This window comes from Trichocoleus sp. DQ-U1 (genome assembly GCF_039961925.1).
In the GTDB taxonomy this organism is placed as follows: domain Bacteria; phylum Cyanobacteriota; class Cyanobacteriia; order Cyanobacteriales; family FACHB-T130; genus FACHB-T130.
Genome location: NZ_JAMPKB010000033.1, coordinates 28588 through 53007 on the forward strand (window position 1 = coordinate 28588; position 24420 = coordinate 53007).

Consider the following 24420-nt stretch of genomic DNA (forward strand, 5'->3'; position numbering starts at 1 on the left):
TATTTAGGGTCACGAAAAATCGATTTGCGTTGAGTCGGTATCGCAGCGACTTCCCGCCATCGGGTGCATTCAGCCGCTATTCATGACACTGGTACACGTTGTTGGAATCGGCTTGGATGGTGCAGATGGGCTGAGTCATGGTGTGCGGGAGATTGTAGAGCAAGCGACGCTGTTAATTGGGAGCGATCGCCATCTTTCTTACTTTCCCGATGCCTCCGCCCAACGTTTGATTCTGGGTGACTTGACAAAGGTAGTTGAGGAAATTCGCGATCGCCTGTCTGCGGGTTCTGGCGGCATTGTCGTATTGGTGAGTGGCGATCCCCTCTTTTTTGGACTAGGACGGCTGTTGGTGGCACAACTACCCTCAGCAGAATTAACGTTTTATCCGCATCTGAGTTCGGTTCAGCTGGCTTTTAACCGGATTAAGGTTCCCTGGCAGGATGCGCGTGTCATCAGCGCCCACGGGCGATCGCTGGATGAGTTAACCCAAGCGCTGCAACAGGGCATTGAGAAGATTGCTGTATTAACCGATACTCAAAATACGCCGGAAGCGATCGCTCGTCTGTTACTCGCTTTAGATTTACCTAGCACTTATGAGTTCTGGGTTTGTGAAAATTTAGGCGGTGCCGATGAGCGAGTTCGGTCTTTTCCCTGTGTCGGAAGACAATTAATTACGGCTCTACAAGAGCAAGATTTTGCTTCTTTGAATGTTGTTGTCTTGCTACGTCCGTCTGATTCAGGGAGTAGGAGTGGGGACGCATTCCTACCGAATCTGGATGCGCTGCCCATGCTGGGAGTCCCGGATGGGAGTTTCTTGAGTTTTAGCGATCGCCCTGGCTTGATGACGAAGCGGGAAGTGCGGGTTCTCGTACTGGGAGAACTGGCGCTACAGCCGGGACAAATTATTTGGGATATTGGGGCAGGTACTGGCTCAGTTTCGATTGAAATTGCCCGTTTATTCCCCACTTCTCGCGTCTATGCGATTGAGAAAACGGCTGCTGGCACGATGTTAATTCAGCAGAACTGCGATCGCTTCCAAGTAGAAAATGTGATTTCTATTCATGGCAGCGCCCCAGAAGCTTTGTACAGCCTCCCTGCACCTAACCGCATCTTTATTGGCGGTAGCGGCGGCAATTTAACTGAAATTCTCGATACCTGCAATTCGCATTTAACGGCTTCAGGGCGCTTGGTACTGGCACTCGCCACACTAGAACACCTGAATGAGGCTTTGAGTTGGTTATCGCGTCAGCAATGGGATTATCACTTGTTGCAAGTGCAGTTATCGCGTTCTGTGCCGGTGGGATCGCTGACTCGGTTTTCCCCGCTGAATCCGGTCACGATTCTGGCAGCAAATCGCTCATTTTAAAGATGCTCATTTTAAAGATAAATTTGCCAGATTAAAATCCCAGTTCCCAGCAGACAAAAAATTCCCGCCGCACCCGCCAGAGGCTTTTCTCCCAAACCAGTTACCCAAGGGGGAACCGTGCCAGTGTAGCGAATCACTCTCGTCGTATCCAAACTTGCGATCGCCCAAATCCATCCGGCGTGAAGTCCCCACGCCAAGCCTAGATTCCCATCATCACAGACACGAGCCAGCACTAACACCATCCCCATCAGCCATAATCCCGGCAGCTGAGGCAATGTTTCCTGCTGTTCCCAAACCAGATGAAGCAGCGCAAAAATTAAGCTAGAAACTGCCGCCGCTACCCAAGTTGAATAATCTTGCTGGAGTTCCGTAAGCAGAAATCCCCGAAAAATTAACTCTTCAATTCCACTAATCAATAATCCCAATAACAATGTTGGGAGTAAGACAGATCCGACTACCGACCACAGATTTTGCGGTGGGTTCTGTGTATCTTCAGGGAGGGGATTCTCTTGAGATCGCCACTCGATCCAGCCCAACGCTTTTTGGATGCCAAATACCACTAGCAGACTTAGCACCCCTAAAGCGAAGCCTTGTCCTAGTGAAATGAATATTGAAGCTTTCCAGCCCAACCCATAATCTGAAAAAAAAGCCCCCTCCACCCAAGCGGCACCCCATACGATCGCAGGGGCAATTAAATAGAGCGAAGCTAATAAAGGGAGCTTTTGCTCTACAGCCAAGGGGTGAAAGGGTCGCCATTTTAGCACTGCTGCCAAAGGAATCGCAACTGGCAACCAAAGAACTAGCCAGACAATGAAGAAAGCGATCGCCTTCAACACAGCAGGAGTTTGTGGAAGTGATACCAGCCACCAATCGGCTCGATCAAAAATAGGCATTGTTAAAGACAGCTTTCATTGGCTCAAGCGTAACACCTCAAGTTTGGGAAAAAACTGCCTTATTTACCGCTGGGGGTAAGCATGAACCCCCGCAGCTTTTATGTCTAGTCCACAAAAGATGTATTTGCTTTCCCTAGGATGCTCCCTTGAAAGGAGAGGCAGTTGGTTCTTTCAAATTTCCCGATAAATTTGTTAGAAGCAACGCCATATCAGAAAGCATTACCGCTTATCATGCAGTCGCCTCCTCACTTTCGCTTTCATCACTGGTATCGTCTCCAGTCTTACTGCCGCCATCCACCTGAATTAGGTGAATATGCTTGTAACCCAGCTTAATTTCAAACTCATCACCAGGCTTTAATCCCATTGCCTCAGTGTAAGTTGCACCAATAACAATTTGACCATTTTTGTGTACGCTTACACGATAGGTTGGTTCGCGACCCCGACCATCTTTTGTTCCTTCTGGATCGAGGGGAACACCTTTCGCGCCTAAAACTGCGTCATAAAAGTCTGTTAAGTTGACGCGAGTCTGGTTGTTCTTTGTTACGGTGTAATAGCCACAGCGTTTTGCTGTTTCTCGCCGTGGTAAGTGTGAAAGCTCTTTTACTTTTTGAAGCAGTGCTTTCCCTGTCAATGGAGCTGTTGCGGTTTCACTCATCGCTATATGCAAAATACACTTCAATCTACAGTATAGTAAAGAGTGTCTAATGCCAATATTTGGCTGACTAAAAAAATATATCGTTAAATCACTCAACTTTCACAAGGATATTTACAAGAGCATCCTCCAAATTCTTAGATTGCAGCAAAATTGCGTAATTGGGTAAAAGTTGAGGTTCTTACTACCAGATAGCAGATCGTTAAAGGACAGACTAGAGACTAGAGACTAGAGATTTTGTAAAGTTTAAAGTATAAAGTGTAAAGTATTTACTTCTGAAAATCTATCTTTTGGAAGGGAAGACAGGAGAGCTGTCTGTTTTATCCTTCAAGCCTTCAGCATCTAAAAATCAGCTACACCCCCAAGTCAAGTCATGCCAAACAAAGCTTGTATTTGTCTACAGATCCTAAATTCAGCTTTAGACTAGAAGTTAAGAGCAATGAAGAGCTTTGAAGCATGCAAGTCCTTTTTAAGGTCATCCGGCAGGAGCAAAATTCCTCTCCTGTAGTACAGACTTATACGTTGGATGTCGATCCTGGTAACACAATTCTGGACTGCCTAAATCTTATTAAGTGGGAGCAGGATGGAAGTTTAGCTTTTCGCAAGAATTGTCGCAACACAATTTGCGGCAGTTGTGGAATGCGAATCAACGGTCGTTCCGCTTTGGCGTGTAAGGAAAATATTGGCAGTGAAGTGCAAAGGCTGCAACAGATAGCAGCGAGTGCTACCCTTTCAGATGCCCCGCAAAAACCTTTAGATGCCATCCCAGAAATTACTATTGCACCAATGGGCAATATGCCGGTCATTAAAGATTTGGTGGTGGATATGCGTAGTTTTTGGGATCATCTTGAAGTAGTTGAACCCTATGTGAGTACGGGGGCAAATCCTATACCGGAACGAGAGTTTTTACAGACACCCGAAGAACGCGATCGCCTTAATCAAACAGGCAATTGTATATTGTGTGGTGCCTGCTATTCTGAATGCAACGCCCGTGAGGTCAATTCGGATTTTGTAGGACCTCACGCCCTTGCAAAGGCTTATCGAATGGTAGCGGATTCTCGTGACGCCGAAATAGAATCCCGTTTGGAAAATTACAACGAAGGCACCAAAGGCGTCTGGGGTTGTACCCGCTGTTTTATGTGTAATACGGTTTGTCCGATGGATGTGGCACCAATGGATCAAATCGGCAAAATTAAACAGCAAATTCTCGACCGCAAGGACGATCAAGCCAGTCGTTCAATCCGTCACCGGAAAGTATTAATTGATCTAGTGAAGGAAGGTGGTTGGATTGATGAACGTCGGTTTGGTTTACAAGTCGTGGGAAATTCTTTTAGAGACATCAAGGGGATGATTAGCCTGGGGCCACTCGGATTAAGAATGCTGGCTCGCGGTAAGTTTCCTTTGGGGTTTGAGCCGTCTGCTGGGGCTGAGGTAGTGCGATCGCTCATTGAATCTGTCCAAAGCCTTGAGTCTTAATCATATTGAATCACGATTGAAGTAAAAACAATGAATCCTGAAACAACTTCCCCAGAACAATCACCCGTAGAAACACCCGCAGAAAATTACAACCAACCAGAGCCTGCTTTCGGCTGGACGCTCTACTCCGAGCAAATCAACGGACGATTCGCAATGGTAGGGTTTGTTGCTTTATTGGTACTGGAGTTTTTCACCCATCAGGATTTTTTTACCTGGCTGGGTTTGCGCTAATCCGCACTTAAAGACATGGATTGGTTAACCGCCAATTCCATTCGTAGGGGCGTGGATTTGTGAGTTGCTAATTCCATCCGTAGGGGCATGGTATAAACACGCCCCTACGCATCTAGATTCTGCCTTAATATCTACCCAAATTAACTGGCTACACCTGAACCGGAGTGCTAAACCGGATTTTAAGATAATCATCCTCCATCTTTGCTCCAGCCGGTTGCAGGGCTGCCAAGGCTTGCGGTAACACCAAATTGCGGCGGTGATTGCCTATCGTAATGTTTAATTCATCGCCGGTTTTACTTAGTTGGATATTATCTTTGGCAATACCGGGCAAGTAAAGTTCTAAGCTGTAGTTATTTTGGTCTTGCACAACCCTCAGAGTGGTTTCCTTGTAATACACCTGAGTGGGATCTTCATCTTTATAGAGCGTTTCCTTTAACCGTTCTAAAGCCTCTAACCCACACATTTCTTCTGAGTAAAGCGGAACTTCCTTTACTGGTAAGGGATGGAAGTTTTCGTGAATTTCCTGCCGATATTGCTGCTGGCTTTCTTTCCAACGTTGAAAGAAAGGGTCGGTCACTTGCTCGGGGATAATCCGATTTGCCACCACTAAATCCGTAGCAACATTGTATAAACTTAAATAAGCATGGGCGCGGAGAGACTCTTTAATCACCATTTTTTCGGGATTGGTGACGAGGCGCACCGAAGTCTGAGTATTGTCACTCAATACTTTTTCTAAAGCTTCAATCTGCTCGTAGAATTCAAAGGGAGCGTCCATTACCTCTTTATCGGGCAAGGAAAAACCGGCAATTGGTCTGAAGATCGGTTCAACTAGAGGTCTGAGCGCTACTGATATCCCCTGTAACGGCTTGTAAAAACGTCTCATATACCAGCCGCCGACTTCCGGTAGACTGAGCAATCTTAGAGCCGTACCAGTAGGAGCTGAGTCAATAATTAAAACGTCAAACTCGCCTTCATCGTAGTGGCGCTTCATGCGTACCAAACCGAAAATTTCATCCATGCCGGGAAGAATTGCTAATTCTTCCGCTTGTACGCCTTCCAAGCCTCTTGCCTGCAAAACTTGGGTAATATAACGCTTAACTGCGCCCCAGTTGCCTTCTAATTCCATCAGAGCATCTAATTCAGCCCCCCACAAGTTTGGGCGAACCTGTCGCGGATCGTGCCCCAGTTCCAAGTCAAAACTGTCGGCGAGAGAGTGAGCGGGATCGGTACTTAAAACAAGGGTTTTGTAACCGAGTTCGGCACAACGCAAGCCAGTAGCGGCGGCTACAGAAGTTTTGCCAACCCCACCCTTGCCGGTCATCAAAATTACGCGCATGAATGCTTTTTTCCTATCTGAGAATTGTTTACGTTACTTATTATTTTTTCCCTGTTTTAAGGGTAACAAATGTTGTTTCAACACATCAAAACGCGAACATTTCCAGTAGTCGATATGGGAAGCAATCATTCCATCAGTGTTGAGTTTCAACTCACTCCAGCCTGGGATGGCGATACGAGGTTTCCACGGCAGAGGGGTATTCCAGCTCAAAGTCCACTCAAGTTGGATTGTATCTCCGGATTTGCGAATGTCATGTAAATCCATCTTGACGTTCATAAACCAGGTTTTGATAAAGCCAATCATGAGTTTGTAACGCTCAAGACCATTAAATTTGTTCAGCGGATCTTTGAAAAAAACGTCTTCTGCATAGATGCTGTAGGTTTGGTTTTCTGGAAATCTTTGGTAGTCGTCTTTGAGGATTTGAATGATGTCCATAAGACTTAGAGGGTGACAAGAAGCTACGGTTCGATTTCAGTCCAGAGGCGTTCTAACTGACGCCGCCATGCTGCTAGCACTTCTTCACGAGCCTCTGGAGGCAGGTCCAGATCGCCCATGAGACCTTCTTCATAGAACCGATCGAGGGTTTGGAGTGTGGCTTCGAGGGATTGTCCTTGCTGCTTGGCAGCCAGGATAATTTGACTAATTCGACTTTCAACGAGCTGATTAAAGCAGTCAGATAAACCTGTCTGATGCAGAGAAATCAGTCGCGCGATCGCTCCTGAAAAATCCTCTACATTTAGAGTCTCAAGATTGTGCTGAAATACACCCCATAGCACTCCCTGATTCAGGGCGTAACGAGTCTCCTGAGTGTCATCAAAATTGGCTTCTAGCAGCTGTTCTACAAACGGTTGTGCTTCTTGAGCGGGTGCAATCGGTAAGAGAACTCGCAACCAAGAACTGTCATCGGAAAGCAGAACTAACAGCCGCATCTGAGTCGTTTCTACTTGCCACAAGCCGGGGGCAGTTGCTTCAATCGCTGCGGCATCAAATAGTTCTGTAAGGGTTTTGGTAATGTCTTCAGGTTTCATAATTTCCAAATAATAAACCCCCAGCCTTAGCCGGGGGAAACTTCAAAAGACAGAAAATTGAGGACAGAAGGAGGAATTCATTCCTCATCCTTCATCTTTTTAAGAGAGCCATTCCTCAACGGCATCTTCTTTGGTGTTGGTATTGCGCGATGGCGTTTCGCGGTTAAACTTCATGTGAATCGAGCGAGTTTGCTCGCCATCAGCCGCTACTGCCATAATCGGGTAGTCAATCAGACCATCCTGGAAGGACATCTGGAAGCGGAAGGTGCCATCTGGATTCAGCTTGATGGGACGACCGCCAATTGTGACTGTAGCATCTGGCTCGGTAGCACCGTAAACAATGAGTTCCGCATCGGCAACCAACCAGAACTGGCGAGGACGCATCGGGATGCCGGAACCTGAGAAGCCAGCACCGGACATTCCCGCACCAGACATGGTAAGACCAGATACGGTAGGAACTGCCCACATCCCAACGCCAGAGGGGAAGACGTAGGAACTGAGAGCTTGTTCGGCAAGGGACACTGACTGCATCGAACCAGGTACTTGCTGCATGGAGCCAAACAACGAACCGGCTACCCGTTGAGCTTCGACGGTCTGAGCCATGCCGAAGATTTCGTCGTAAATAGGATTGCCACCTGTGGCTACACTACCGTAGCCAGCCATTGCCATTTTCTTGGCAGGGGGAACCAGTTCGAGGAAAGTCTTGCCGCGTAGGTCTTCTTCCCAAGCAACGGTGATGAATTGGTCTTCAATCCAATCTGAAGGATAAACGGGAGGAACGCGGACGGGAGCGGAACGAGCTAAGACGAGCCAGCGACCATCAGCACAACGGTAGCCGATGTCTACAGCATAGTCGCGATCGCTCACGGGCATCGGCAAATACCATTCCCGCGCTAGCTCATCGCAAGGATATTCCTGAATGCTGTGAGGGCTTTGATATTCCAGATTCACGTCGGTGACATCATAGAGTCGCAGCGCTAGTTGTTGTCCTCCCTGACGGCGTAAATCTTCTTTATGATCGTTGGGGATATCCCAGTAGGTGTATGCCCATTGGGGGTCGCGAGGCATCAGGACAACCCGGCTTTCACCGTAGCCACCCGGAAGATCCCCTAGACCTTCATCTACGGATGCAAGGGTTCCACCTGTGCGATCTTCCTGACCCAGTTCAAATTTTGCTGCTTCCACTTCTTCTTGCGCCTCCACTATACGAGTTGAACCGAGAGAAATCTTGGTGCGTTGAACTTCTTTAATTGCTGTTAGCAGTTGCTCTTTACGCATTCTGCTGTATCGAGAGATGCTGCATTCGCTAGCAACTTTACGGAGTTGCCTTAATGTCATCTCTTCCAATGGTGGGCGTTCTTTTGCCATAACAAATAGTCTCCGGTAGTTTGGGCGGCAGTTAGGTTACTTCTCTAGAGACTGACTAGCAAAGCAGCACAAAATGCTATTTCGCATCTCTTCAACTTCGGAAGGTTGTGCCATGTTATCCCCTTGCTGAAATCCGTAACGTCTCAATGGTTAGCTGCGGTCTTGAATGAGCCGGTGTCAGTCTTGAATAGGGGCTGCTTTTGTGACGCCAAGAAGACTGACTGGCTTTCTTGGCTGGATTGAGAATCTAACTGAGCGCCCAGGATTTTAGAAATTTGCTGATTAGAGCATTTCTTTGGGATCGCGGGATCGCTTTGTTAATTTCATGTTGCAGAAAAATACCGGGTTAGGTCAAGGGGTGTTTCAGCCGATTATAGGTATATCTACGAAGTTATAAGGGACTTGGGGATCGAATTGTCATGATATTTTGACATTGCAAACGGATTGGGATCGCCGTAACTTGTCAATTTGTCGGAAACGTTCCCATGCAGATCTACAATGTCAGAGAATCTTGACAAAATAAGCGAAACCCATTCACTTTTTTGGGGCAATCGTTGAAATCTGTCCTTGCCCCAATCCTTCCCCAATCATTAGAGGCAAAGAGAGATTGGTCTCATTCTGAAGCTCCCCTGCCTTGGGAACGCTTTCTTCAGAGGCTCAACTTTTGGTAATCGGCAAGAAAGCTAGATTAATGAGGCAGAAACGAGAACTCCTGTATTGGCGTTTTCGGATTAACCATATACAAGCAGCCAAACCGGAATCATCAACAGTAGCAGTCCGATACTTAGGACAATACTGCTGGCGGCTAAATCTGGGTCGAGATCGTACTCTTCCGCCAGGATCAAACTTGCAAAGGCAGTGGGCACACCTGCCATGAGAACCATTGCCAAGCGGGCATCGCCCGATAAACCAATTAGGGTGGCTGCAATACCCACCAGTCCTGGCATCACCACAACTTTCACTAGGGCAGGGAGTAAGGCAACCCGAAAACTCTTCCATCCTTGCAGCTGAGCGAGCCGTATCCCCATTAGCACAAAGGAGCTAGCAATGACAAACCCTACAGAAGCTTGCAGTCCTGATTCTAGTAGAGTCGGCAGTTCAACCGAGCGAGTGAGGTATCCGAAACTAAATGTCCACAAGGCAGGAACGGTCAAGATATCTCGAAGTTGAATCCACCAATGATTTCGCTTTGCGGGTCGCCCAAAGTAGCTGGCGATAAAGACACCAATTCCATAGGTACCAATGATGTTATTCGTGACGCTGTAGAAGACGGCTAGACCCACAGCTTGAGCGCTAATCAAAGAAGGAGCGATCGCTAAACCCACAAAACCTGTATTGCCCAGCATGGCAGACAGGATGAAACTTCCGTAGCGAGGGCGGTCTAAAAAAGGCAGAAAAGAAGACTTTTTACTGTCGCCATTTTCACGGCTGAAGCGTTTCCAGACCTGCAAACTTAGCCATGCAAAAGTAAAACCGACCGCCAAAGCTCCTATGGCGATTAGCGGCACTACTCCAGCATTTTCTGATAAGTTTGCCTGACGAGCCAGTGTCAGAATTTGTAGCGGCACCCCAACCCAATAAAGACCGCGACCCAGCAACCTGGGTAAGGAACTGGGGATAAACCTAAAGAGTATGAAACCGAGTACCGTCCACAGGATGATGGGGGTATAGGCATGAAATAAGGTTTCGGTCATTCGTTATTAGCCACTGGTTATCAGCCACGGTCAAGCGTTAACAATCGGTCGCCTAATGACGAGCCGACTCATGACTAATCCCCAATGACTACCTCAGAACCTTCATGTCCTGGATCAGCCACTGACCATCTTTGCGTACTAGGTCATAACGCACGCGCAGGCTTTCATCATAGGAAGAAGCTTGATTGAGCTTACCTGCCTTATAGAAATCTGCGGCTTCATTCACCTGTGCATCCACTTTGGCGCGATCGGGATTGCGATCGCTCATTTCAACAGATTTCACCTCGACCTTGTGCCTGTACTTCCAGTACGAGTTACTGTTCTTTGTGCTTTGAGAACGTTTTTGCCAACGAGATAAAGCGGGATCGGCAAGGATTTGCTGTAATTTTTCGACGGTATGCTCTTCACCCAAGGCATCGGCTTTACTAGCAAGCCAAATCTGAACCAATTGTCGAGCCGTCTCCTGGGTTAGAGGGCCAGATGGACTCAGTAGTTTACTGCCTGGTTCGGGAATGGGTACTGGAGGAGCAGCTAGCTGTACCATTGGTTGCTCTCCTTCTAAGAGCGGGCCTGAGAAACTTCTCTGGAGCCAACTGAAAGCAGCGGTCGCTAGCATTAGCAAGACTCCCAAACTGAGAATCCCGGCAAGCCCCAGTAAAAGAAGCCGTCCGGTTTTTGCCGACCGCAAGGAAGCTGCGGAACGTTGAAGACGACCACCTGAACGACGACCTGATACATCTCCCCCTGTGGGGGATGCCTTGGACACAGAATCTGGTCTCCGCAACCGACTCGCGATTGTTGCCCGTGGTTGTTCATTTTGTTCCGGTGAATTCCCTCGGCGGCGCTGACGCTTCGAGGCAGCATCCCCAGCCAAGCCCGGATCGTTTCCTTCTGGTTCCGGAGACCGAGAAACTCGTTCTGCCGCCGGTAAATTCGATCCTCCCCCTGTTTGCGGGCGATCGATTGTAGCGGTCATTGTCGCCGTTCGATGAGCTGCGCCAGATTGCTGTTCCACCAATTGTTGAAGGCGATCGCGCGAGGAACTTTCTTCAGCATTGGGACGCAAGGGCGGGTTGCTTGATGCCGCATCGCTCATCCTGCCCCCATTCTCTCCACTTCCGTTCCGCGAACTGGAACGAGATACCACACTCTCCGGTCTGCGAAATCCTGGGGAGTCACTTGTCCCTCGCGAGACGGGAGTCGCAGCATAAGATACTTGCTGAGTCGGCAATACCGCCCACTCATTGGTTGTATCTTCCTCTACTGGCAATTCTTCTAAGTACGCCTGAACCTGATCATCGGCAAAGTAATCCTTCAAGGAAGCTCGCACCGATGCCAAATCTCGGAAGTGGGGAAACACTTCTGCTTGCAACCAACGCTCCCCGTACAAACACAACCCAGGTAACAAGTCTGGCGCGCCCTGAGAATGTTCTCGAATGAAGGCGAGGGGTTCGTACTCTTGGCTGAGTTCTAAGGCGCGACTGGCTTCTTCCGTCTGACCGAGAAGAAGGGCACACACCGCCTGTTCCAAATGCACATCCTGACGCTTGCCTAAGCGCATCAGCATCTGCTTAGCTTGTCTAATTAGACCCGGCTGTCGTTGGGCAAACCCCCGACCTAGTAAAGCATAAACCGCTAAATAGGTAGCCACTGCCGAGGGACGACGCGCTTCTGCTTCAAAGAGATTCTGCTGTTCGGCGGAGGTCAAGTAGCTCCGCAGCTGCTGAATGAAGCGGAGAAAGTCATCAATGTTCAGTCCCGATTGATCGTCTCCGGTGCCATCGATGCCGCCGCGTTCTTGCAACATTTCTTGCAAATGCTGCAATCCTTTACGGCGTTCGGTTACTTTGTCTTCACTACTCGCGAGTAATTCCAAAATTCGGTACGGGCGAAGCTTGTAAAGATCCGCCTGAATTTCACCCCGCAGGCTGGCAAAGATACCTTCTCTCAATAGTAATTCTTGACCCGTCTCTAGGGAGGTGGCGGCGTTTTCATATTGACCTTGCTGCCATTGCTCTCGACCTAGTTCCAGACACGCCAATGCCAGCGTCAACACAATATCTGGTTGCACTAGCTGAGGGTTGCCCAAACGACCCTTTTCGATACTGGTGCTAGCACGGCTGAGGAAGGGGCGTCCCAGCTTCAGCACCAGTTCGTATTCTCCTAGCTCCTGTAAGATCAGCAATGCCCCAACGAATTGCTCATCTTGAATTTCGATGCTGGGCGTATAAGGGTCAAGGTCGGTGTCTGCTGTACCATTTCCTTCCTGACGAGTTGCTGTTCCTGATTCTGAATCCAGGTCGTATGTTTTTGTCAGAAATGTAGCGTCGTAAGCGGAACGCTGTTCTGGATCGCACAGAATCGCGTAAGCTTCGTCTAGCAGTTGTTTTCGGGCGGCGATCGTGATTTCTGAATACTCTCGTCGAGGAAGTTGCAGAGCGCGATCGCGATACGCTTGCTGCAACTGCTCAGCCGTAGCCTGAATCGGCAGGCCCAGAATCCGGTAGTAATCGAGCGGAATTCTCACAGTCTACTTCCTCAGCCCCAGGCAACTAAATTAATCTGTATCTGTACGAGCGAACATAAACGATAGAATAGGTGCGATAATTATACCCCCTAGCTTCTATAGTAGAAGCTTATCTTGGTAGATAAAAACCGCCGTTCAACCAATCACGTCAAGTTTATCCCTTAAATCAATGGTTCAGGAACGCATTTTACCCGTCTTTCACGCCGATCAAACCCAAATCACCAAAGAAGAAGGATTGATCCTTTACGAGGACATGGTCTTGGGGCGGTTTTTTGAAGATAAGTGCGCCGAGATGTACTACCGGGGCAAAATGTTTGGTTTTGTCCACCTATATAACGGTCAAGAGGCTGTGTCAACTGGCGTCATCAAGGCAATGCGCCAAGATGAGGATTATGTTTCCAGCACCTACCGCGACCACGTTCATGCTTTGAGTGCTGGGGTGCCTGCAAAAGAGGTAATGGCTGAGTTGTTTGGTAAGGCAACCGGCTGTAGTAAAGGGCGCGGCGGCTCGATGCATATGTTTTCCTCGGAGCATAAACTGCTGGGAGGTTATGCTTTTGTGGCTGAAGGGATTCCTGTTGCTACGGGTGCGGCTTTTGCCAGTAAGTACCGCCGCGAAGCCTTGGGAGATGCCGGTTCCGATCAAGTAACTGCCTGCTTTTTTGGTGACGGTGCGGCGAATAACGGTCAATTTTTTGAATGTTTGAACATGGCGGCGCTGTGGAAACTGCCAATTTTGTATGTTGTGGAAAACAACAAGTGGGCAATTGGTATGGCGCACGAACGGGCAACTTCTGTACCAGAGATATTCAAGAAAGCCCATGCCTTTGGTATGGCAGGTGTTGAGGTTGATGGGATGGACGTGTTAGCAGTTCGTGCAGTCGCCCAGGAAGCGATCGCGCGTGCCCGTGCGGGTGAAGGGCCAACCTTGATTGAAGCCCTAACCTATCGCTTCCGAGGTCACTCTCTCGCTGACCCTGACGAACTTCGTTCTAAAAATGAGAAGGAATATTGGTTCGCCCGCGATCCAATCAAAAAGTTGGCTGCTCATCTTGTAGAACACAATCTGGTAGACCAAGAAGAACTCAAGGAAATTGACCGGAAAATCCAAGCCGTCATCGACGATGCGGTGCAGTTTGCCGAGGAAAGCCCAGAACCCGATCCTAGCGAACTGTACCGTTATATTTTTGCCGGGGATGATTAACAGTTAGCGTTAATAACGGTAGTCAAATATAGGGTAGGCAATGCCTACTCTATTTTTTTTAGATGCGCTTTAAAACTCCTTAAAATTGACACAATTTTATATCCGTTAAAGTTACAAGCACATTTACCGCATAAGTAGCGGGGAAATATCGATACAATAACCCTGTGCCGTTCGTGCAAGGGTTCCATGTCTACAATCTCATCCGCTCCGTTTACCCCCGAAGAAATTGCCGCAGAAGGTATAAAACCAGAAGAATACGAAGACATTGTCCAACGGCTAGGGCGTCATCCGAATAAAGCTGAGCTAGGGATGTTTGGCGTCATGTGGTCGGAGCATTGCTGCTACAAGAACTCACGACCATTACTCAAGCAGTTTCCGACTGACGGCGATCGCATTCTCGTCGGGCCAGGAGAAAATGCTGGTGTTGTAGACTTGGGCGACGGACTGCAACTCGCATTTAAAATTGAATCTCACAATCACCCCTCAGCAGTTGAACCGTTTCAAGGGGCTGCAACGGGAGTCGGCGGGATTCTCCGGGATATCTTTACAATGGGTGCGCGTCCCATCGCCTTGTTAAACTCCCTCCGCTTTGGTTCTCTCGAAGATGCCAAGACGCGGCGACTGTTCAATGGTGTGGTGTCGGGAATCTCCCATTATGGCAATTGTGTGGGAGTCCCGACTGTGGGCGGTGAAGTTTATTTTGATCCAGCTTATTCGGGCAATCCCCTGGTAAATGTCATGGCACTGGGATTGATGGAAACTCCGGAAATTGTTACATCTGGAGCAGTAGGAATTGGAAATCCAGTGCTGTATGTAGGTTCTACGACTGGGCGGGATGGGATGGGCGGGGCAAGTTTTGCCAGTGCGGAACTTAGTGATGAGTCGATGGATGACCGTCCAGCGGTACAAGTGGGCGACCCTTTCCTAGAAAAATCCCTCATTGAAGCTTGCTTAGAAGCCTTTAAAACGGGTGCTGTTGCCGCCGCGCAGGATATGGGTGCAGCAGGCATTACCTGTTCCACGTCAGAAATGGCAGCGAAAGGCGGCGTTGGGATTGAACTGGATTTAGACAAAATTCCCGTGCGGGAAACAGGGATGGTGCCTTATGAATATTTACTATCCGAATCTCAGGAACGGATGCTGTTTGTTGCTTACAAGGGGCGCGAACAGGAGTTAATTGATATTTTCCACCGCTGGGGTCTACAAGCTGTCGTTGCAGGCACTGTGATTGAGCAGCCGATTGTGCGAATTTTGTTCCAAGGCGGCGTGGCGGCAGAAATTCCAGCAACGGCTTTAGCAGATAATACGCCAATCTATCACCGAGAATTGTTAGCAGAACCTCCTGAGTATGCTCGTCTAGCTTGGGAGTGGACAAGCGATCGCCTTCCGACTTGTACCAGCGCAGGCATTGAAATTCAAGGTCGTTCTCTCACCTGGAATGAGATTCTCTTGACTTTGTTAGATACTCCGACAATTGCCTCTAAGCGTTGGGTTTATCGTCAGTACGACCATCAGGTGCAAAACAATACTGTGATTGTTCCAGGTGGTGCAGATGCAGCCGTGGTGCGGGTGCGTCCGCTAGAACCTTCCCCAAATTACTCGATTAACCAAGGAGACAACAAAGGGGTTGCTGCCACTGTCGATTGCAATGCTCGTTACGTCTATCTTGACCCCTATGAAGGAGCCAAGGCAGTCGTCGCAGAAGCGGCTCGGAATCTTAGTTGTGTGGGAGCCGAACCTTTAGCAGTCACGGATAACCTAAATTTTGGGAGTCCAGAAAAGCCAGTGGGTTATTGGCAACTCGCAAATGCTTGTCGGGGAATCGCGGAAGCTTGTCGGGAATTGGGAACGCCGGTGACTGGCGGCAACGTGTCTCTCTACAATGAAACCCTGGACGCTGACGGAAATCCCCAGCCAATTTATCCGACGCCCGTGGTGGGGATGGTGGGGTTAATTCCTGACATTACGCGAATTTGCAGCCAAGCTTGGCAAGCCGAGGGAGATTTAATTTATTTACTGGGAAAACGTTTGGATTCACCAGAGGGAGTCACGTTAGGTGCTTCCGAGTATTTGTCAGCCATTCATGACATTGTCGCTGGTAAACCGCCCACCGTAGATTTTGATTTGGAACGCCGGGTACAAGCTGCTTGCCGGGAGGGAATTCGTCAAGGTTGGATTCGCTCAGCTCACGATTGTGCTGAGGGAGGAGTTGCGATCGCTCTCTCGGAAGCTTGCATCGCTAGCAATTTGGGAGCCGAAATTCACTGGAAACTTCCTCCAGAACCCTCTGTACGTTGGGATTGTATCCTTTTTGGTGAAGGGGGAGCGCGAATTTTAGTTTCTGTCGTGCAAGAACACCAAGAAATTTGGGAATCCTATTTAAAGGAGCAACTGGAAGATTGCTGGGAACAAATGGGTCGTGTCGGAAAACCGGACAGCGAGTTACGGGTTTTTACGACTCAAAGCCAAACTTTGATAGACGTTAGCATTAAGAAAATGGGCGATGCTTATCACAATGCTATCCAACGCCGTTTAACCGTTTAGCCAACCTTCCCCAATTTACTTCCAGAAATCGCTGACCCAGACAGAGCTAAATTCCTGGTCTATGTCTTCGGCTAGCGACATTAACGCTTTGTTATGAGATTATTAAGAATTACTAAGCCTGGTTAGTTTTTCTCTGCCTCAACAAGTAGGAGCCAAGTTCTCAAATGATTCCCAACCATCCCTTTGCAAGTGATGAGTCTCCAGCTGAGTCTAACCACTTGAACGATCAGCGACCTGATAAGCCAGAGGAAGCCTGTGGCGTTTTTGGGGTTTATGCACCAGGTGAAGATGTCGCCAAACTGACCTATTTTGGTTTGTATGCGTTACAGCACCGGGGTCAGGAATCTGCTGGTATTGCCGCTTTTGACGGCAAGCAGGTTCATTTACACAAAGAGATGGGCTTGGTTTCCCAAGTCTTTAACGAATCCATTTTGAACCAGCTACCAGGGAACTTGGCAGTTGGTCATACCCGTTACTCCACGACGGGTTCCAGCCGCGTTGTTAATGCTCAGCCAGCAGTTGTAGAGACTCGGTTAGGAACCCTTGCGCTGACACACAATGGGAATTTAGTCAATACTGGGAAACTGCGGGAAGAGTTGTTGCGACGCGACTGTAACTTAGTCACGACGACGGATTCTGAGATGATTGCCTTTGCGATCGCAGAAGAAATTAACGCAGGCAAAGACTGGTTAGAAGGAGCGATCCGAGCCTTTCGGCAATGCGAAGGAGCCTTTAGTCTGGCAATCGGAACGCCAGACGGCTTGATGGGTGCCCGCGACTCCAACGGTATTCGTCCCTTAGTGATTGGCATTTTAAACACGAATCCTCAGCGCTATGTCCTCGCATCAGAAACTTGTGGCTTAGATATTATTGGGGCTGAGTACCTGCGGGATGTTGAACCGGGCGAGTTAGTTTGGATTACCGAAGAAGGTATGGCTTCCTTCTTCTGGGCAGAACAACCCAAGCGGAAACTATGCATCTTTGAAATGATTTACTTTGCTCGTCCGGATAGCGTCATGCATGACGAGAGTCTCTATAGCTACCGGCTGCGCTTAGGACGGCAACTCGCTCAGGAATCTCCAGCGGATACCGATATCATTATTGGCGTACCCGATTCCGGCATTCCCGCCGCGATTGGGTTTTCCCAAGCATCCGGTATTCCTTACGCCGAGGGATTGATTAAAAATCGCTATGTTGGTCGCACTTTCATCCAGCCGACTCAGGCAATGCGAGAGTGTGGCATCAAGATGAAACTCAATCCTCTTAAAGATGTGCTGAGTGGGAAACGAGTCGTTATTGTTGACGACTCTATCGTGCGAGGAACGACTAGCCGCAAACTTGTCAAAGCCCTCAGAGATGCTGGTGCCACCGAGGTTCATATGCGAATTTCCTCTCCACCCGTAACTCATCCCTGCTTTTATGGCATTGACACGGATAGCCAAGATCAGTTGATTGCGGCAACAAAGTCAGTCGAAGAAATTGCCGAACAAATAGGTGTAGACTCGCTAGCGTATCTCAGCCGCGAGGGAATGTTAAAAACTACCGGCGAAGATCCCAACAATTTTTGTTCTGCTTGTTTTACGGGTGACTATCCCATTTCAATTCCAGAGCAAGTTAAGCGTTCTAAGCTGATGTTGGAAAAAGCAGCTAGCTGTTAGCTTTTTGTCACTGGTTAAATGAATCTGAAAAGCTTACACGGGAAGTTGTGACTTCCCGTGTAAGCTTTTCACTTTATGTTTGTTTGGCGTATTTATGCCAGAGAGTATCAAGAAGATGGGAGAACTGAATAAAACTCTGTCATTTTAAAGTTTGGGCGATTGATTGCTACTCAACCCAACATTGACAAAGGTTCGATGGTTTCGCTCCTGCTCTACCCATCCTACAAATTAATTAAGTCTCTGTACTTAATTCCCTGGCTTCAACGGCTGCATTGGACCCAAGTAGTTTGTCAAATAGGGCGAAAAAACTTCATAAATCAGCGTCAGCGGACGGCCATGATGCCAAAATAGGTAGTGACGCCCCCAGAATGGTCCTGTTTGTCCAAAGGCAGATTCTAAAGCATCGGACTGACCGTAGTAAATTCCCTGGACATCCCGATATAACTCGGTACGCAGGCGAGCCAAACTTGCCCAAATTGGCAAGGAACGGTTTTGTAAATACTCATCTACATGGCTGGCTTCCCACCAGGAAGTCGCGTAAGCCAGCCGCTGACCGGAGGTGGTACGCAGCCATACCTGTCGTCGCAACCTAGGTCCTGGTACAGCCTGGATTTGATTGGGTGCTGCATCAGCATCCATGCCAACAGGCGACATATCAATGACATCTACTTCTGTTGGTTCACCCGTCAAAAGTTGCAGGTGACGGGTCGGGGAGCCATCTCCCAGTAAAAGCATCTGCCATGCTGGTGCTAGCTGTGTGTGAGGCAGTCCTTGCTGCACCACTTCTTCGCCTCCCTGCCAAAGCGGACTGAGAGCATACCAATCTCTTGGTAAGCTAATGCTGTTTGTGGGTATAACAGTTGAAGTCAAAGCTCTTTACAAAACTTCATTTTCTTATATAAAATCATAAACAATTTCTTGCCGGAAACCTATTCCAGCAAAAAAAATTGAGTGGTGAGTTTAGTTCTTTTGCAATTTCAGTTCTCAGTGCATACTATGCGTTGCTGCGCTTGCAGCACTGAGAACTGAAAAAGTAATGCGGATGGCGAGACTCGAACTCGCAAGGCAAAGCCACACGCCCCTCAAACGTGCGCGTATACCAATTCCGCCACATCCGCTTGCATATATACCAATTGTATCATCTTTGAGGCAATTTCGTTCTCTTTGGAAGAAACAAGACTTTCAATCAGTATCAATAACTGTTCTAATGCGAGGTGATGCGATCTATATATTGTACTGATGCTGAAGGCAACATCCTGAAATAATAATGATTGTTCCTTGCGCTACCCCATTTCTCTAAAAACTAGAAGATGCGTTTTTCAAAGATTTTAATTGCTAACCGAGGGGAAATTGCTCTCCGCATTCTCCGTACCTGCGAAGAAATGGGGATTGCGACTGTTGCAGTTCACTCGACGATCGATCGACACGCCCTTCATGTGCAACTGGCTGACGAAGCCGTTTGCATTGGTGAACCCCCCAGTATCAAAAGTTATCTGAATATTCCCAATATTATTGCGGCAGCTTTGACGCGCAATGCGATCGCTATTCATCCGGGCTATGGTTTTTTAGCAGAAAATGCCCGATTTGCGGAAATCTGCGCGGATCACCAGATTTCTTTCATTGGCCCAACGCCGGAAGCGATTCGGGCAATGGGAGACAAATCCACTGCGAAAGAAACGATGCAACGGGCGGGTGTGCCTACAGTGCCGGGAAGTGATGGGATATTAATGTCCGATCGGGAAGCATTAGCGATCGCGGATGAAATCGGCTATCCTGTCATGATCAAAGCCACCGCCGGAGGTGGAGGGCGAGGAATGCGTTTGGTGCGGGAAGAAAGCGAACTCGTCAAGCTCTTCCAAGCTGCACAGGGAGAAGCAGAAGCTGCATTTGGCAATCCAGGCGTCTATCTGGAAAAATTTATTGAACGTCCCCGCCACATCGAATTTCAAATCCTAGCCGATAGCTACGGCAACGTAATTCACCTGGGTGAACGCGATTGCTCTATCCAACGGCGTCATCAAAAGTTACTAGAAGAAGCCCCTAGTCCAGTTCTCAGTTCAGAACTGCGCCAAAAAATGGGCACTGCCGCTGTCATGGCTGCTAAGTCTATCAACTACACGGGTGCCGGGACTGTTGAGTTTCTGCTTGCACCCTCTGGGGAATTTTATTTCATGGAAATGAATACTCGGATTCAAGTCGAACACCCAGTGACAGAAATGATCACTGGGTTAGACTTGATTGCCGAGCAAATCCGCATTGCTCAAGGGGAGAAATTGTCGCTGACTCAAGATCGAATCGTTCTCCGAGGCCATGCCATTGAATGTCGAATCAATGCGGAAGACCCCGACCACAACTTCCGTCCTCATCCGGGGCGGATCAGCGGCTATCTGCCTCCTGGTGGCTTTGGTGTTCGGATGGATTCTCATGTTTACACGGACTACGAAATCCCTGCTTACTATGACTCCCTGATTGGTAAGTTAATTGTTTGGGGTAGCGATCGCCCTACTGCAATTAAGCGGATGAAACGGGCATTGCGGGAGTGTGCCATCACGGGTTTGCCCACAACCATTGGCTTCCATCAAAAAATTATGGAGACACCGGAGTTTTTACAAGGCGAGGTTTATACCAATTTTGTTGAGCAATTAATGCAGTCCCAGCAGTAAGTAAGGAGTGGGTAATCGGTAATTTTTTCCGTTACCCACTTTTACTAACCTCCGAAGCGCCTTAATGAGTATGAGCAAACATCGTCAGCAGTCCTTGCTGACCCAAGAGAATCTCTCGCACTAGGCTAAAGATCCCTACCCAAACGATCGGGGTAATGTCCACACCACCGATAGGGGGCACAATTTTCCGCAATGGCACTAAAAAAGGTTCTGTAGGCCAAGCAATCAAGTTAAAGGGAAGCCGATTTAGGTCTATCTGAGGATACCAGGTAAGGACGATCCGAAAGATAAACAGCAAAGTCATCAAGCCCACAAGCGGGCCAAGAATCCAGCTAGCAAGCGAAACAGCGTCCATTGGTTCTTAATCAAGAAATTTCCAGGCGTCAAAACTTTAGCCGTGTCGCGTATTTGTCATGCAACTGACGCGGCAAGGCATTATAGTTAAAGTTTTGTAACCAAATCTCTCATTATTCTAACGCAGCGTGGCACTCAATCCTATTCAGCCAGACTGGTACAGGGGTATAAGAGACGTAAAAACAAAATGAAGCGACAAATAGGCTTCTCAAGTTCATAACATATCGTTAAAATTGATCAAAAGAAATCGTTGTCAAAGCGAGCGAAAAAAAATGACGCCTTCATTAGCGAATTTTCTCTATAGTCTGCTCTGGGGTGCTGTAATTGTTGTCATCCCAGCCACGGTGGCGCTGATTTTTATCAGTCAGAAGGATAAAATCCAACGTTCCTAGATTTCGGAATAGCCGGAAACCTCAGTTTATCGAGAGAGTAATTATTAAATTAGTTGCTCCCTCTAAAAAAACTGAGGTTTTATATGTTAAAGGGAGAAGAGCTGATGCGATGCAGCAAGCCAGTTTCTGCCCGCTCGTTCTCCTGCTGACCCAGGATACTTAGAATTAAAATTCCCAACCTGCGTACCAATTTCTGCGGTTAACTCGTTAACATAGATTTGTCTTGGGAAAACAGCAATGGTAAACTTCGGGCTTAACTCAGCCAGTCTTCTGGGTATTTTTCTGGCAGTGGCAGGGGCAGCACTGTACTTTCTGCGTACCGTGCGTCCAGAGCTAGCGCGAGATCACGATATCTTTTTTGCAGCGGTCGGTCTCTTGTGCGGCTTCATTCTTTTATTTCAAGGATGGCGACTCGATCCGATTTTGCAATTCGGTCAATTTCTGTTGACCGGCTCTGCTATCTTTTTTGCATTTGAAAGTATTCGGATGCGTGGAGTGGCGACGGAGGTTGCAAAGCGAAATACGCAAATTGTCGATGACGATCGTCCCGTAAGCCGCGTGTATCGAGCCGAGTTGGATCAACTCGAACCGATGGATGAGGAACCACCGAGACGCCGGATTCGGGGAACGCAAGAATCTCGCAATAGCCGAACGGTAGAGACTTACGACGATGAACCGCGTCGCCGTCCATCCAGTCGGAGTAACAGTAATCCTAGTAATAGTAATCCTGAAAGGCTGGCGCAAGGAGACCGTCCTCGCAAGCGTCGTCCCCGTCCAACAGAAACTCGCCCAACCGAACAACCGGACGATTGGGAAGTCTCAGACACATGGGAGGAAAAACCGTCTCGCAGTAGCCGTCCCAGCTCGACTCGTCCACCCAGCCGAGATCCAGAGACTGCTGCCAAGCCACGAAGAAGTCGTCCACCTAGGGGAGAATCATCGGAGCGATCGCCTAATCGAGAGAGCCGGGAAGATGTAGAAGCAACCCCAACCGACTATGTGGACTACAAACCCATAGGCTACCCGGAAGACGAAGGCGGCAACTCCAGCAATTTTGACCAAGAATGAGTCTGGTAAGGGCGGTGTCTTCGTGTCTGCCCCGCGTTTCATGAGACGCGGCTGGTTCATTGGGTCAGGCTATTTTTGCAAGCAACAATGCAGCTTTGACGTGAAAAGATTGGCGTGCGGTTTGGGAATCCATACCTGGGTCAAATGGGGAATCTGGTTTAGTATGGCTGGGTTAGTTGTTGCCTGTACCCCAGTCAATCGCTCAACAGGGCCAGTTGCTCTTAACAGTCGTTATACAGATGAGCAACCGGCTTTGAGCGGCAATGGTCGGTTGCTCGCCTTTGTTTCTAACCGCAATGGCAGCCGACAGATTTGGTTGTACGACTTGCAGCAGCGGCAGTTTGTAGATGTACCGCGCTTGAACCGACAAGACGCGATCGCAGAAAATCCCAGTCTCAGTCAGAACGGTCGTTACATTGTCTACATTGCCAGCGACCAAGGACGCCCGGAAGTTGAACTTTACGATCGCAGCACCAAATCCTCACAAATTCTTACAATGGGCTATCGCGGTTGGGTGCGAAATCCTAGCATTAGTCCAGATGGTCGCTATATTGCCTTTGAAAGCAGCAGTCGCGGTCAGTGGGATGTAGAGGTGCTAGACCGGGGGTCTAATATTGAGTTAGATATCCCCGATGGCAGTCCATCTGCCTCTCCCTGAGCGTGAAACGTAACCTTTTTCTATCAGTATTTGTTACCTTAGCCAGTTTATTGAGTAGTTGTACTGGCTCAGGTCGTCTTATGAGTTTTCCCTTTGATTCAGCAGGGCGAAGTTTAAATAGCCCAGCTTCTGACATTAATCCTCAAATCGCCAGTCGGTACATTGTGCTAATTTCTGACCGGCGCAGCAGTCAGGATGTTTACCTTTTCGACACGGTGGATCGGCGTTTGATTGATTTGCCTGGATTAAATTCCCTGGATGCGATCGCATCTAACCCTGCTGTTTCCGCTGATGGTCGTTACATTGTCTTTGCTGCAAGTCGTCAGGGTCGGTCGGGAATCTACCTCTATGACCGGGAAACTCGCCAGTTAAGGAATCTCGCGGAAAACGTGCAAGCAGAAGTGCGAAATCCAACGATTAGCGCTGATGGCAGTACGATTGCCTTTGAATCTAGTGAAAATGGTCAGTGGGATATTGTAGTTAGCGATCGCTCTGGACAAACGCTGAATCTTCCAGCACCTCCTTGAGGATAAAAGTGCTGAGTATTTGGGAAGGAATGGTTGGAAAAAGTAAATACCCGCTTATCTGAATACACAGCTTTGGCGAATCAGGGGATTTTTTTAGCTTATAAAGGCAGGCTTGATTCGTGTAGTCGCACTTCACAGCTACAGTCATCAGGTATTTAGGCGCAAGTGATATGAAATGGCTAATTAACTGGCGCTGGCTAACGATTTTATTCACAATGGGGATAACTGGTTGTCTTGATACCCAGCTCTTCAACCCGCCGCAAATATTGACTGGCGGTATCAACAGCCAGACCCCTGACGAATATCCCGCCTACAGCAGTGACGGTCGCTATCTCGCCTTTGCTTCTGACCGCAATAATAATCGAGACATTTTCCTTTACGACTTGCAGCAACGCCGTCTCGTCGATCTTCCCAATATCAATCGTCGCGACTCCAGACAGGATCAACCCGCTTTGAATGCTGATGGTCGATTTATTGCTTATGTTTCTAGCGAACGAGGCAAGACGGATATCTTTGTCTACGACCGTCAAACTCAACGCTCCGAATTGCTCACTAGCAGCATCCGAGGCTCGGTACGCCATCCCACTATTTCCGGTGATGGTCGCTACGTCGCGTTTGAAACTAGCCAGCTAGGGCAATGGCATATTGCAACTGTAGAAAGAGGAACTTCAGCGACAAGTTCTGGCTCTTTACAAGAGTAGAAGATAAATGAAATGAGCGAGATACCGCATTGTTACGGTATGCGCTTCTTCTATAGAAAGAGCTTCGCTAAAAGCGATCG

At 48.4% G+C, this 24420-nt stretch carries 22 protein-coding genes and 1 tRNA gene; 12 read left to right on the plus strand and 11 right to left on the minus strand.

The features are described from left to right. Nucleotides 1–82: 82 nt before the first annotated feature. The gene (cbiE, locus tag NDI34_RS15445; protein WP_348233100.1) at nt 83–1366 is read left to right on the plus strand and encodes a precorrin-6y C5,15-methyltransferase (decarboxylating) subunit CbiE; all 1284 of its coding nucleotides are present in this window, start codon (nt 83–85) and stop codon (nt 1364–1366) included. Nucleotides 1367–1377: 11 nt separating this feature from the next. On the opposite strand, the gene NDI34_RS15450 is transcribed toward cbiE, so the two are convergent. Together NDI34_RS15450 and NDI34_RS15455 are read right to left on the minus strand one after the other, a co-directional pair. Then, nucleotides 1378–2259: a type II CAAX endopeptidase family protein gene (locus NDI34_RS15450; protein WP_348233101.1), complete on the minus strand. Its 882-nt coding sequence runs from the start codon at nt 2257–2259 to the stop codon at nt 1378–1380. Between the two features lie 229 nt (nt 2260–2488). Further along, complete coding sequence (locus NDI34_RS15455) at nt 2489–2914, minus strand: AbrB family transcriptional regulator (protein WP_190410204.1); 426 nt, start codon at nt 2912–2914, stop codon at nt 2489–2491. A 453-nt stretch (nt 2915–3367) separates the two neighbouring features. Here NDI34_RS15455 and NDI34_RS15460 point away from each other — a divergent pair, with 453 nt between their 5' ends. Both NDI34_RS15460 and NDI34_RS15465 read left to right on the plus strand, forming a co-directional pair. After that, nucleotides 3368–4387, plus strand: a complete 1020-nt coding sequence (locus NDI34_RS15460; RefSeq protein WP_190410203.1) for a succinate dehydrogenase/fumarate reductase iron-sulfur subunit — start codon at nt 3368–3370, stop codon at nt 4385–4387. A 30-nt stretch (nt 4388–4417) separates the two neighbouring features. Continuing rightward, the gene (locus NDI34_RS15465) at nt 4418–4618 is read left to right on the plus strand and encodes a chlorophyll a/b-binding protein (RefSeq protein WP_190672816.1); all 201 of its coding nucleotides are present in this window, start codon (nt 4418–4420) and stop codon (nt 4616–4618) included. A gap of 148 nt (nt 4619–4766) precedes the next feature. On the opposite strand, the gene NDI34_RS15470 is transcribed toward NDI34_RS15465, so the two are convergent. The 6 genes from NDI34_RS15470 to NDI34_RS15495 all read right to left on the minus strand — a co-directional run bounded on the left by NDI34_RS15470 (nt 4767) and on the right by NDI34_RS15495 (nt 12571). Continuing rightward, nucleotides 4767–5954, minus strand: coding sequence for a TRC40/GET3/ArsA family transport-energizing ATPase (locus NDI34_RS15470; RefSeq protein ID WP_190410201.1), 1188 nt, complete (start codon nt 5952–5954; stop codon nt 4767–4769). A gap of 33 nt (nt 5955–5987) precedes the next feature. Continuing rightward, entirely contained in the window at nt 5988–6389 is a 402-nt protein-coding gene (locus NDI34_RS15475; protein WP_190524184.1) for a DUF2358 domain-containing protein, read from the minus strand. Nucleotides 6390–6412: 23 nt separating this feature from the next. After that, nucleotides 6413–6982 (minus strand): hypothetical protein, encoded by a 570-nt coding sequence (locus NDI34_RS15480; RefSeq protein WP_190410199.1) that lies wholly within the window; start codon nt 6980–6982, stop codon nt 6413–6415. Between the two features lie 99 nt (nt 6983–7081). Then, nucleotides 7082–8350, minus strand: coding sequence for a DUF4912 domain-containing protein (locus NDI34_RS15485; protein ID WP_348233102.1), 1269 nt, complete (start codon nt 8348–8350; stop codon nt 7082–7084). Between the two features lie 731 nt (nt 8351–9081). After that, nucleotides 9082–10044 carry an AEC family transporter gene (locus tag NDI34_RS15490; protein WP_190688539.1) on the minus strand — a complete coding sequence of 321 codons (963 nt, stop codon included), beginning with the start codon at nt 10042–10044 and terminating at the stop codon, nt 9082–9084. 88 nt (nt 10045–10132) lie between these two features. Then, nucleotides 10133–12571: an IMS domain-containing protein gene (locus tag NDI34_RS15495; RefSeq protein ID WP_348233103.1), complete on the minus strand. Its 2439-nt coding sequence runs from the start codon at nt 12569–12571 to the stop codon at nt 10133–10135. A gap of 169 nt (nt 12572–12740) precedes the next feature. Here NDI34_RS15495 and pdhA point away from each other — a divergent pair, with 169 nt between their 5' ends. From pdhA to purF, 3 genes are all read left to right on the plus strand, one after another. Beyond that, entirely contained in the window at nt 12741–13775 is a 1035-nt protein-coding gene (pdhA, locus tag NDI34_RS15500) for a pyruvate dehydrogenase (acetyl-transferring) E1 component subunit alpha (protein ID WP_190426886.1), read from the plus strand. A 186-nt stretch (nt 13776–13961) separates the two neighbouring features. Next, entirely contained in the window at nt 13962–16319 is a 2358-nt protein-coding gene (purL, locus tag NDI34_RS15505) for a phosphoribosylformylglycinamidine synthase subunit PurL (RefSeq protein WP_348233104.1), read from the plus strand. A gap of 164 nt (nt 16320–16483) precedes the next feature. Further along, nucleotides 16484–17977: an amidophosphoribosyltransferase gene (purF, locus tag NDI34_RS15510; protein ID WP_190410193.1), complete on the plus strand. Its 1494-nt coding sequence runs from the start codon at nt 16484–16486 to the stop codon at nt 17975–17977. A 246-nt stretch (nt 17978–18223) separates the two neighbouring features. Here the strand turns inward: purF and NDI34_RS15515 are convergent, their stop codons facing one another. Both NDI34_RS15515 and NDI34_RS15520 read right to left on the minus strand, forming a co-directional pair. Continuing rightward, nucleotides 18224–18847 carry a chorismate lyase gene (locus NDI34_RS15515; RefSeq protein ID WP_348233105.1) on the minus strand — a complete coding sequence of 208 codons (624 nt, stop codon included), beginning with the start codon at nt 18845–18847 and terminating at the stop codon, nt 18224–18226. 167 nt (nt 18848–19014) lie between these two features. Further along, nucleotides 19015–19095: transfer RNA gene (locus NDI34_RS15520), tRNA-Leu, on the minus strand. A 192-nt stretch (nt 19096–19287) separates the two neighbouring features. Between NDI34_RS15520 and accC the strand changes: the two genes are divergently transcribed. Next, on the plus strand, nt 19288–20640 hold the full coding sequence (gene accC / locus NDI34_RS15525) for an acetyl-CoA carboxylase biotin carboxylase subunit (protein WP_190410191.1): 1353 nt from the start codon (nt 19288–19290) through the stop codon (nt 20638–20640). A 61-nt stretch (nt 20641–20701) separates the two neighbouring features. Here the strand turns inward: accC and NDI34_RS15530 are convergent, their stop codons facing one another. Continuing rightward, nucleotides 20702–20995, minus strand: coding sequence for a YggT family protein (locus NDI34_RS15530; RefSeq protein WP_190410190.1), 294 nt, complete (start codon nt 20993–20995; stop codon nt 20702–20704). 271 nt (nt 20996–21266) lie between these two features. On the opposite strand from NDI34_RS15530, the gene NDI34_RS15535 reads away from it, so the two are divergent. The 5 genes from NDI34_RS15535 (at nt 21267) to NDI34_RS15555 (ending at nt 24340) form a co-directional block, all read left to right on the plus strand. Then, entirely contained in the window at nt 21267–21386 is a 120-nt protein-coding gene (locus NDI34_RS15535; protein ID WP_190410189.1) for a photosystem II reaction center X protein, read from the plus strand. Nucleotides 21387–21623: 237 nt separating this feature from the next. Beyond that, nucleotides 21624–22454: a Ycf66 family protein gene (locus tag NDI34_RS15540; RefSeq protein ID WP_348233106.1), complete on the plus strand. Its 831-nt coding sequence runs from the start codon at nt 21624–21626 to the stop codon at nt 22452–22454. A 163-nt stretch (nt 22455–22617) separates the two neighbouring features. Beyond that, complete coding sequence (locus NDI34_RS15545; RefSeq protein ID WP_348233108.1) at nt 22618–23112, plus strand: biopolymer transporter Tol; 495 nt, start codon at nt 22618–22620, stop codon at nt 23110–23112. A 2-nt stretch (nt 23113–23114) separates the two neighbouring features. Then, on the plus strand, nt 23115–23639 hold the full coding sequence (locus tag NDI34_RS15550) for a PD40 domain-containing protein (protein WP_190410187.1): 525 nt from the start codon (nt 23115–23117) through the stop codon (nt 23637–23639). A 215-nt stretch (nt 23640–23854) separates the two neighbouring features. Further along, nucleotides 23855–24340: a PD40 domain-containing protein gene (locus NDI34_RS15555; protein ID WP_190429606.1), complete on the plus strand. Its 486-nt coding sequence runs from the start codon at nt 23855–23857 to the stop codon at nt 24338–24340. Nucleotides 24341–24420: the final 80 nt, after the last annotated feature.

What these genes read in the sequence shown, in the direction of transcription:
- NDI34_RS15530 (WP_190410190.1), bottom strand. Translation starts at nt 20,995, where the DNA reads ATGGACGCTGTTTCGCTTGCTAGCTGGATTCTTGGCCCGCTTGTGGGC.
- purF (WP_190410193.1), top strand. Translation starts at nt 16,484, where the DNA reads ATGATTCCCAACCATCCCTTTGCAAGTGATGAGTCTCCAGCTGAGTCT.
- purL (WP_348233104.1), top strand. Translation starts at nt 13,962, where the DNA reads ATGTCTACAATCTCATCCGCTCCGTTTACCCCCGAAGAAATTGCCGCA.
- accC (WP_190410191.1), top strand. Translation starts at nt 19,288, where the DNA reads ATGCGTTTTTCAAAGATTTTAATTGCTAACCGAGGGGAAATTGCTCTC.
- NDI34_RS15490 (WP_190688539.1), bottom strand. Translation starts at nt 10,044, where the DNA reads ATGACCGAAACCTTATTTCATGCCTATACCCCCATCATCCTGTGGACG.
- pdhA (WP_190426886.1), top strand. Translation starts at nt 12,741, where the DNA reads ATGGTTCAGGAACGCATTTTACCCGTCTTTCACGCCGATCAAACCCAA.
- NDI34_RS15485 (WP_348233102.1), bottom strand. Translation starts at nt 8,350, where the DNA reads ATGGCAAAAGAACGCCCACCATTGGAAGAGATGACATTAAGGCAACTC.
- NDI34_RS15540 (WP_348233106.1), top strand. Translation starts at nt 21,624, where the DNA reads ATGGTAAACTTCGGGCTTAACTCAGCCAGTCTTCTGGGTATTTTTCTG.
- NDI34_RS15480 (WP_190410199.1), bottom strand. Translation starts at nt 6,982, where the DNA reads ATGAAACCTGAAGACATTACCAAAACCCTTACAGAACTATTTGATGCC.
- NDI34_RS15460 (WP_190410203.1), top strand. Translation starts at nt 3,368, where the DNA reads ATGCAAGTCCTTTTTAAGGTCATCCGGCAGGAGCAAAATTCCTCTCCT.
- NDI34_RS15475 (WP_190524184.1), bottom strand. Translation starts at nt 6,389, where the DNA reads ATGGACATCATTCAAATCCTCAAAGACGACTACCAAAGATTTCCAGAA.
- NDI34_RS15555 (WP_190429606.1), top strand. Translation starts at nt 23,855, where the DNA reads ATGGGGATAACTGGTTGTCTTGATACCCAGCTCTTCAACCCGCCGCAA.
- NDI34_RS15470 (WP_190410201.1), bottom strand. Translation starts at nt 5,954, where the DNA reads ATGCGCGTAATTTTGATGACCGGCAAGGGTGGGGTTGGCAAAACTTCT.
- NDI34_RS15545 (WP_348233108.1), top strand. Translation starts at nt 22,618, where the DNA reads ATGGCTGGGTTAGTTGTTGCCTGTACCCCAGTCAATCGCTCAACAGGG.
- NDI34_RS15465 (WP_190672816.1), top strand. Translation starts at nt 4,418, where the DNA reads ATGAATCCTGAAACAACTTCCCCAGAACAATCACCCGTAGAAACACCC.
- NDI34_RS15455 (WP_190410204.1), bottom strand. Translation starts at nt 2,914, where the DNA reads ATGAGTGAAACCGCAACAGCTCCATTGACAGGGAAAGCACTGCTTCAA.
- cbiE (WP_348233100.1), top strand. Translation starts at nt 83, where the DNA reads ATGACACTGGTACACGTTGTTGGAATCGGCTTGGATGGTGCAGATGGG.
- NDI34_RS15535 (WP_190410189.1), top strand. Translation starts at nt 21,267, where the DNA reads ATGACGCCTTCATTAGCGAATTTTCTCTATAGTCTGCTCTGGGGTGCT.
- NDI34_RS15450 (WP_348233101.1), bottom strand. Translation starts at nt 2,259, where the DNA reads ATGCCTATTTTTGATCGAGCCGATTGGTGGCTGGTATCACTTCCACAA.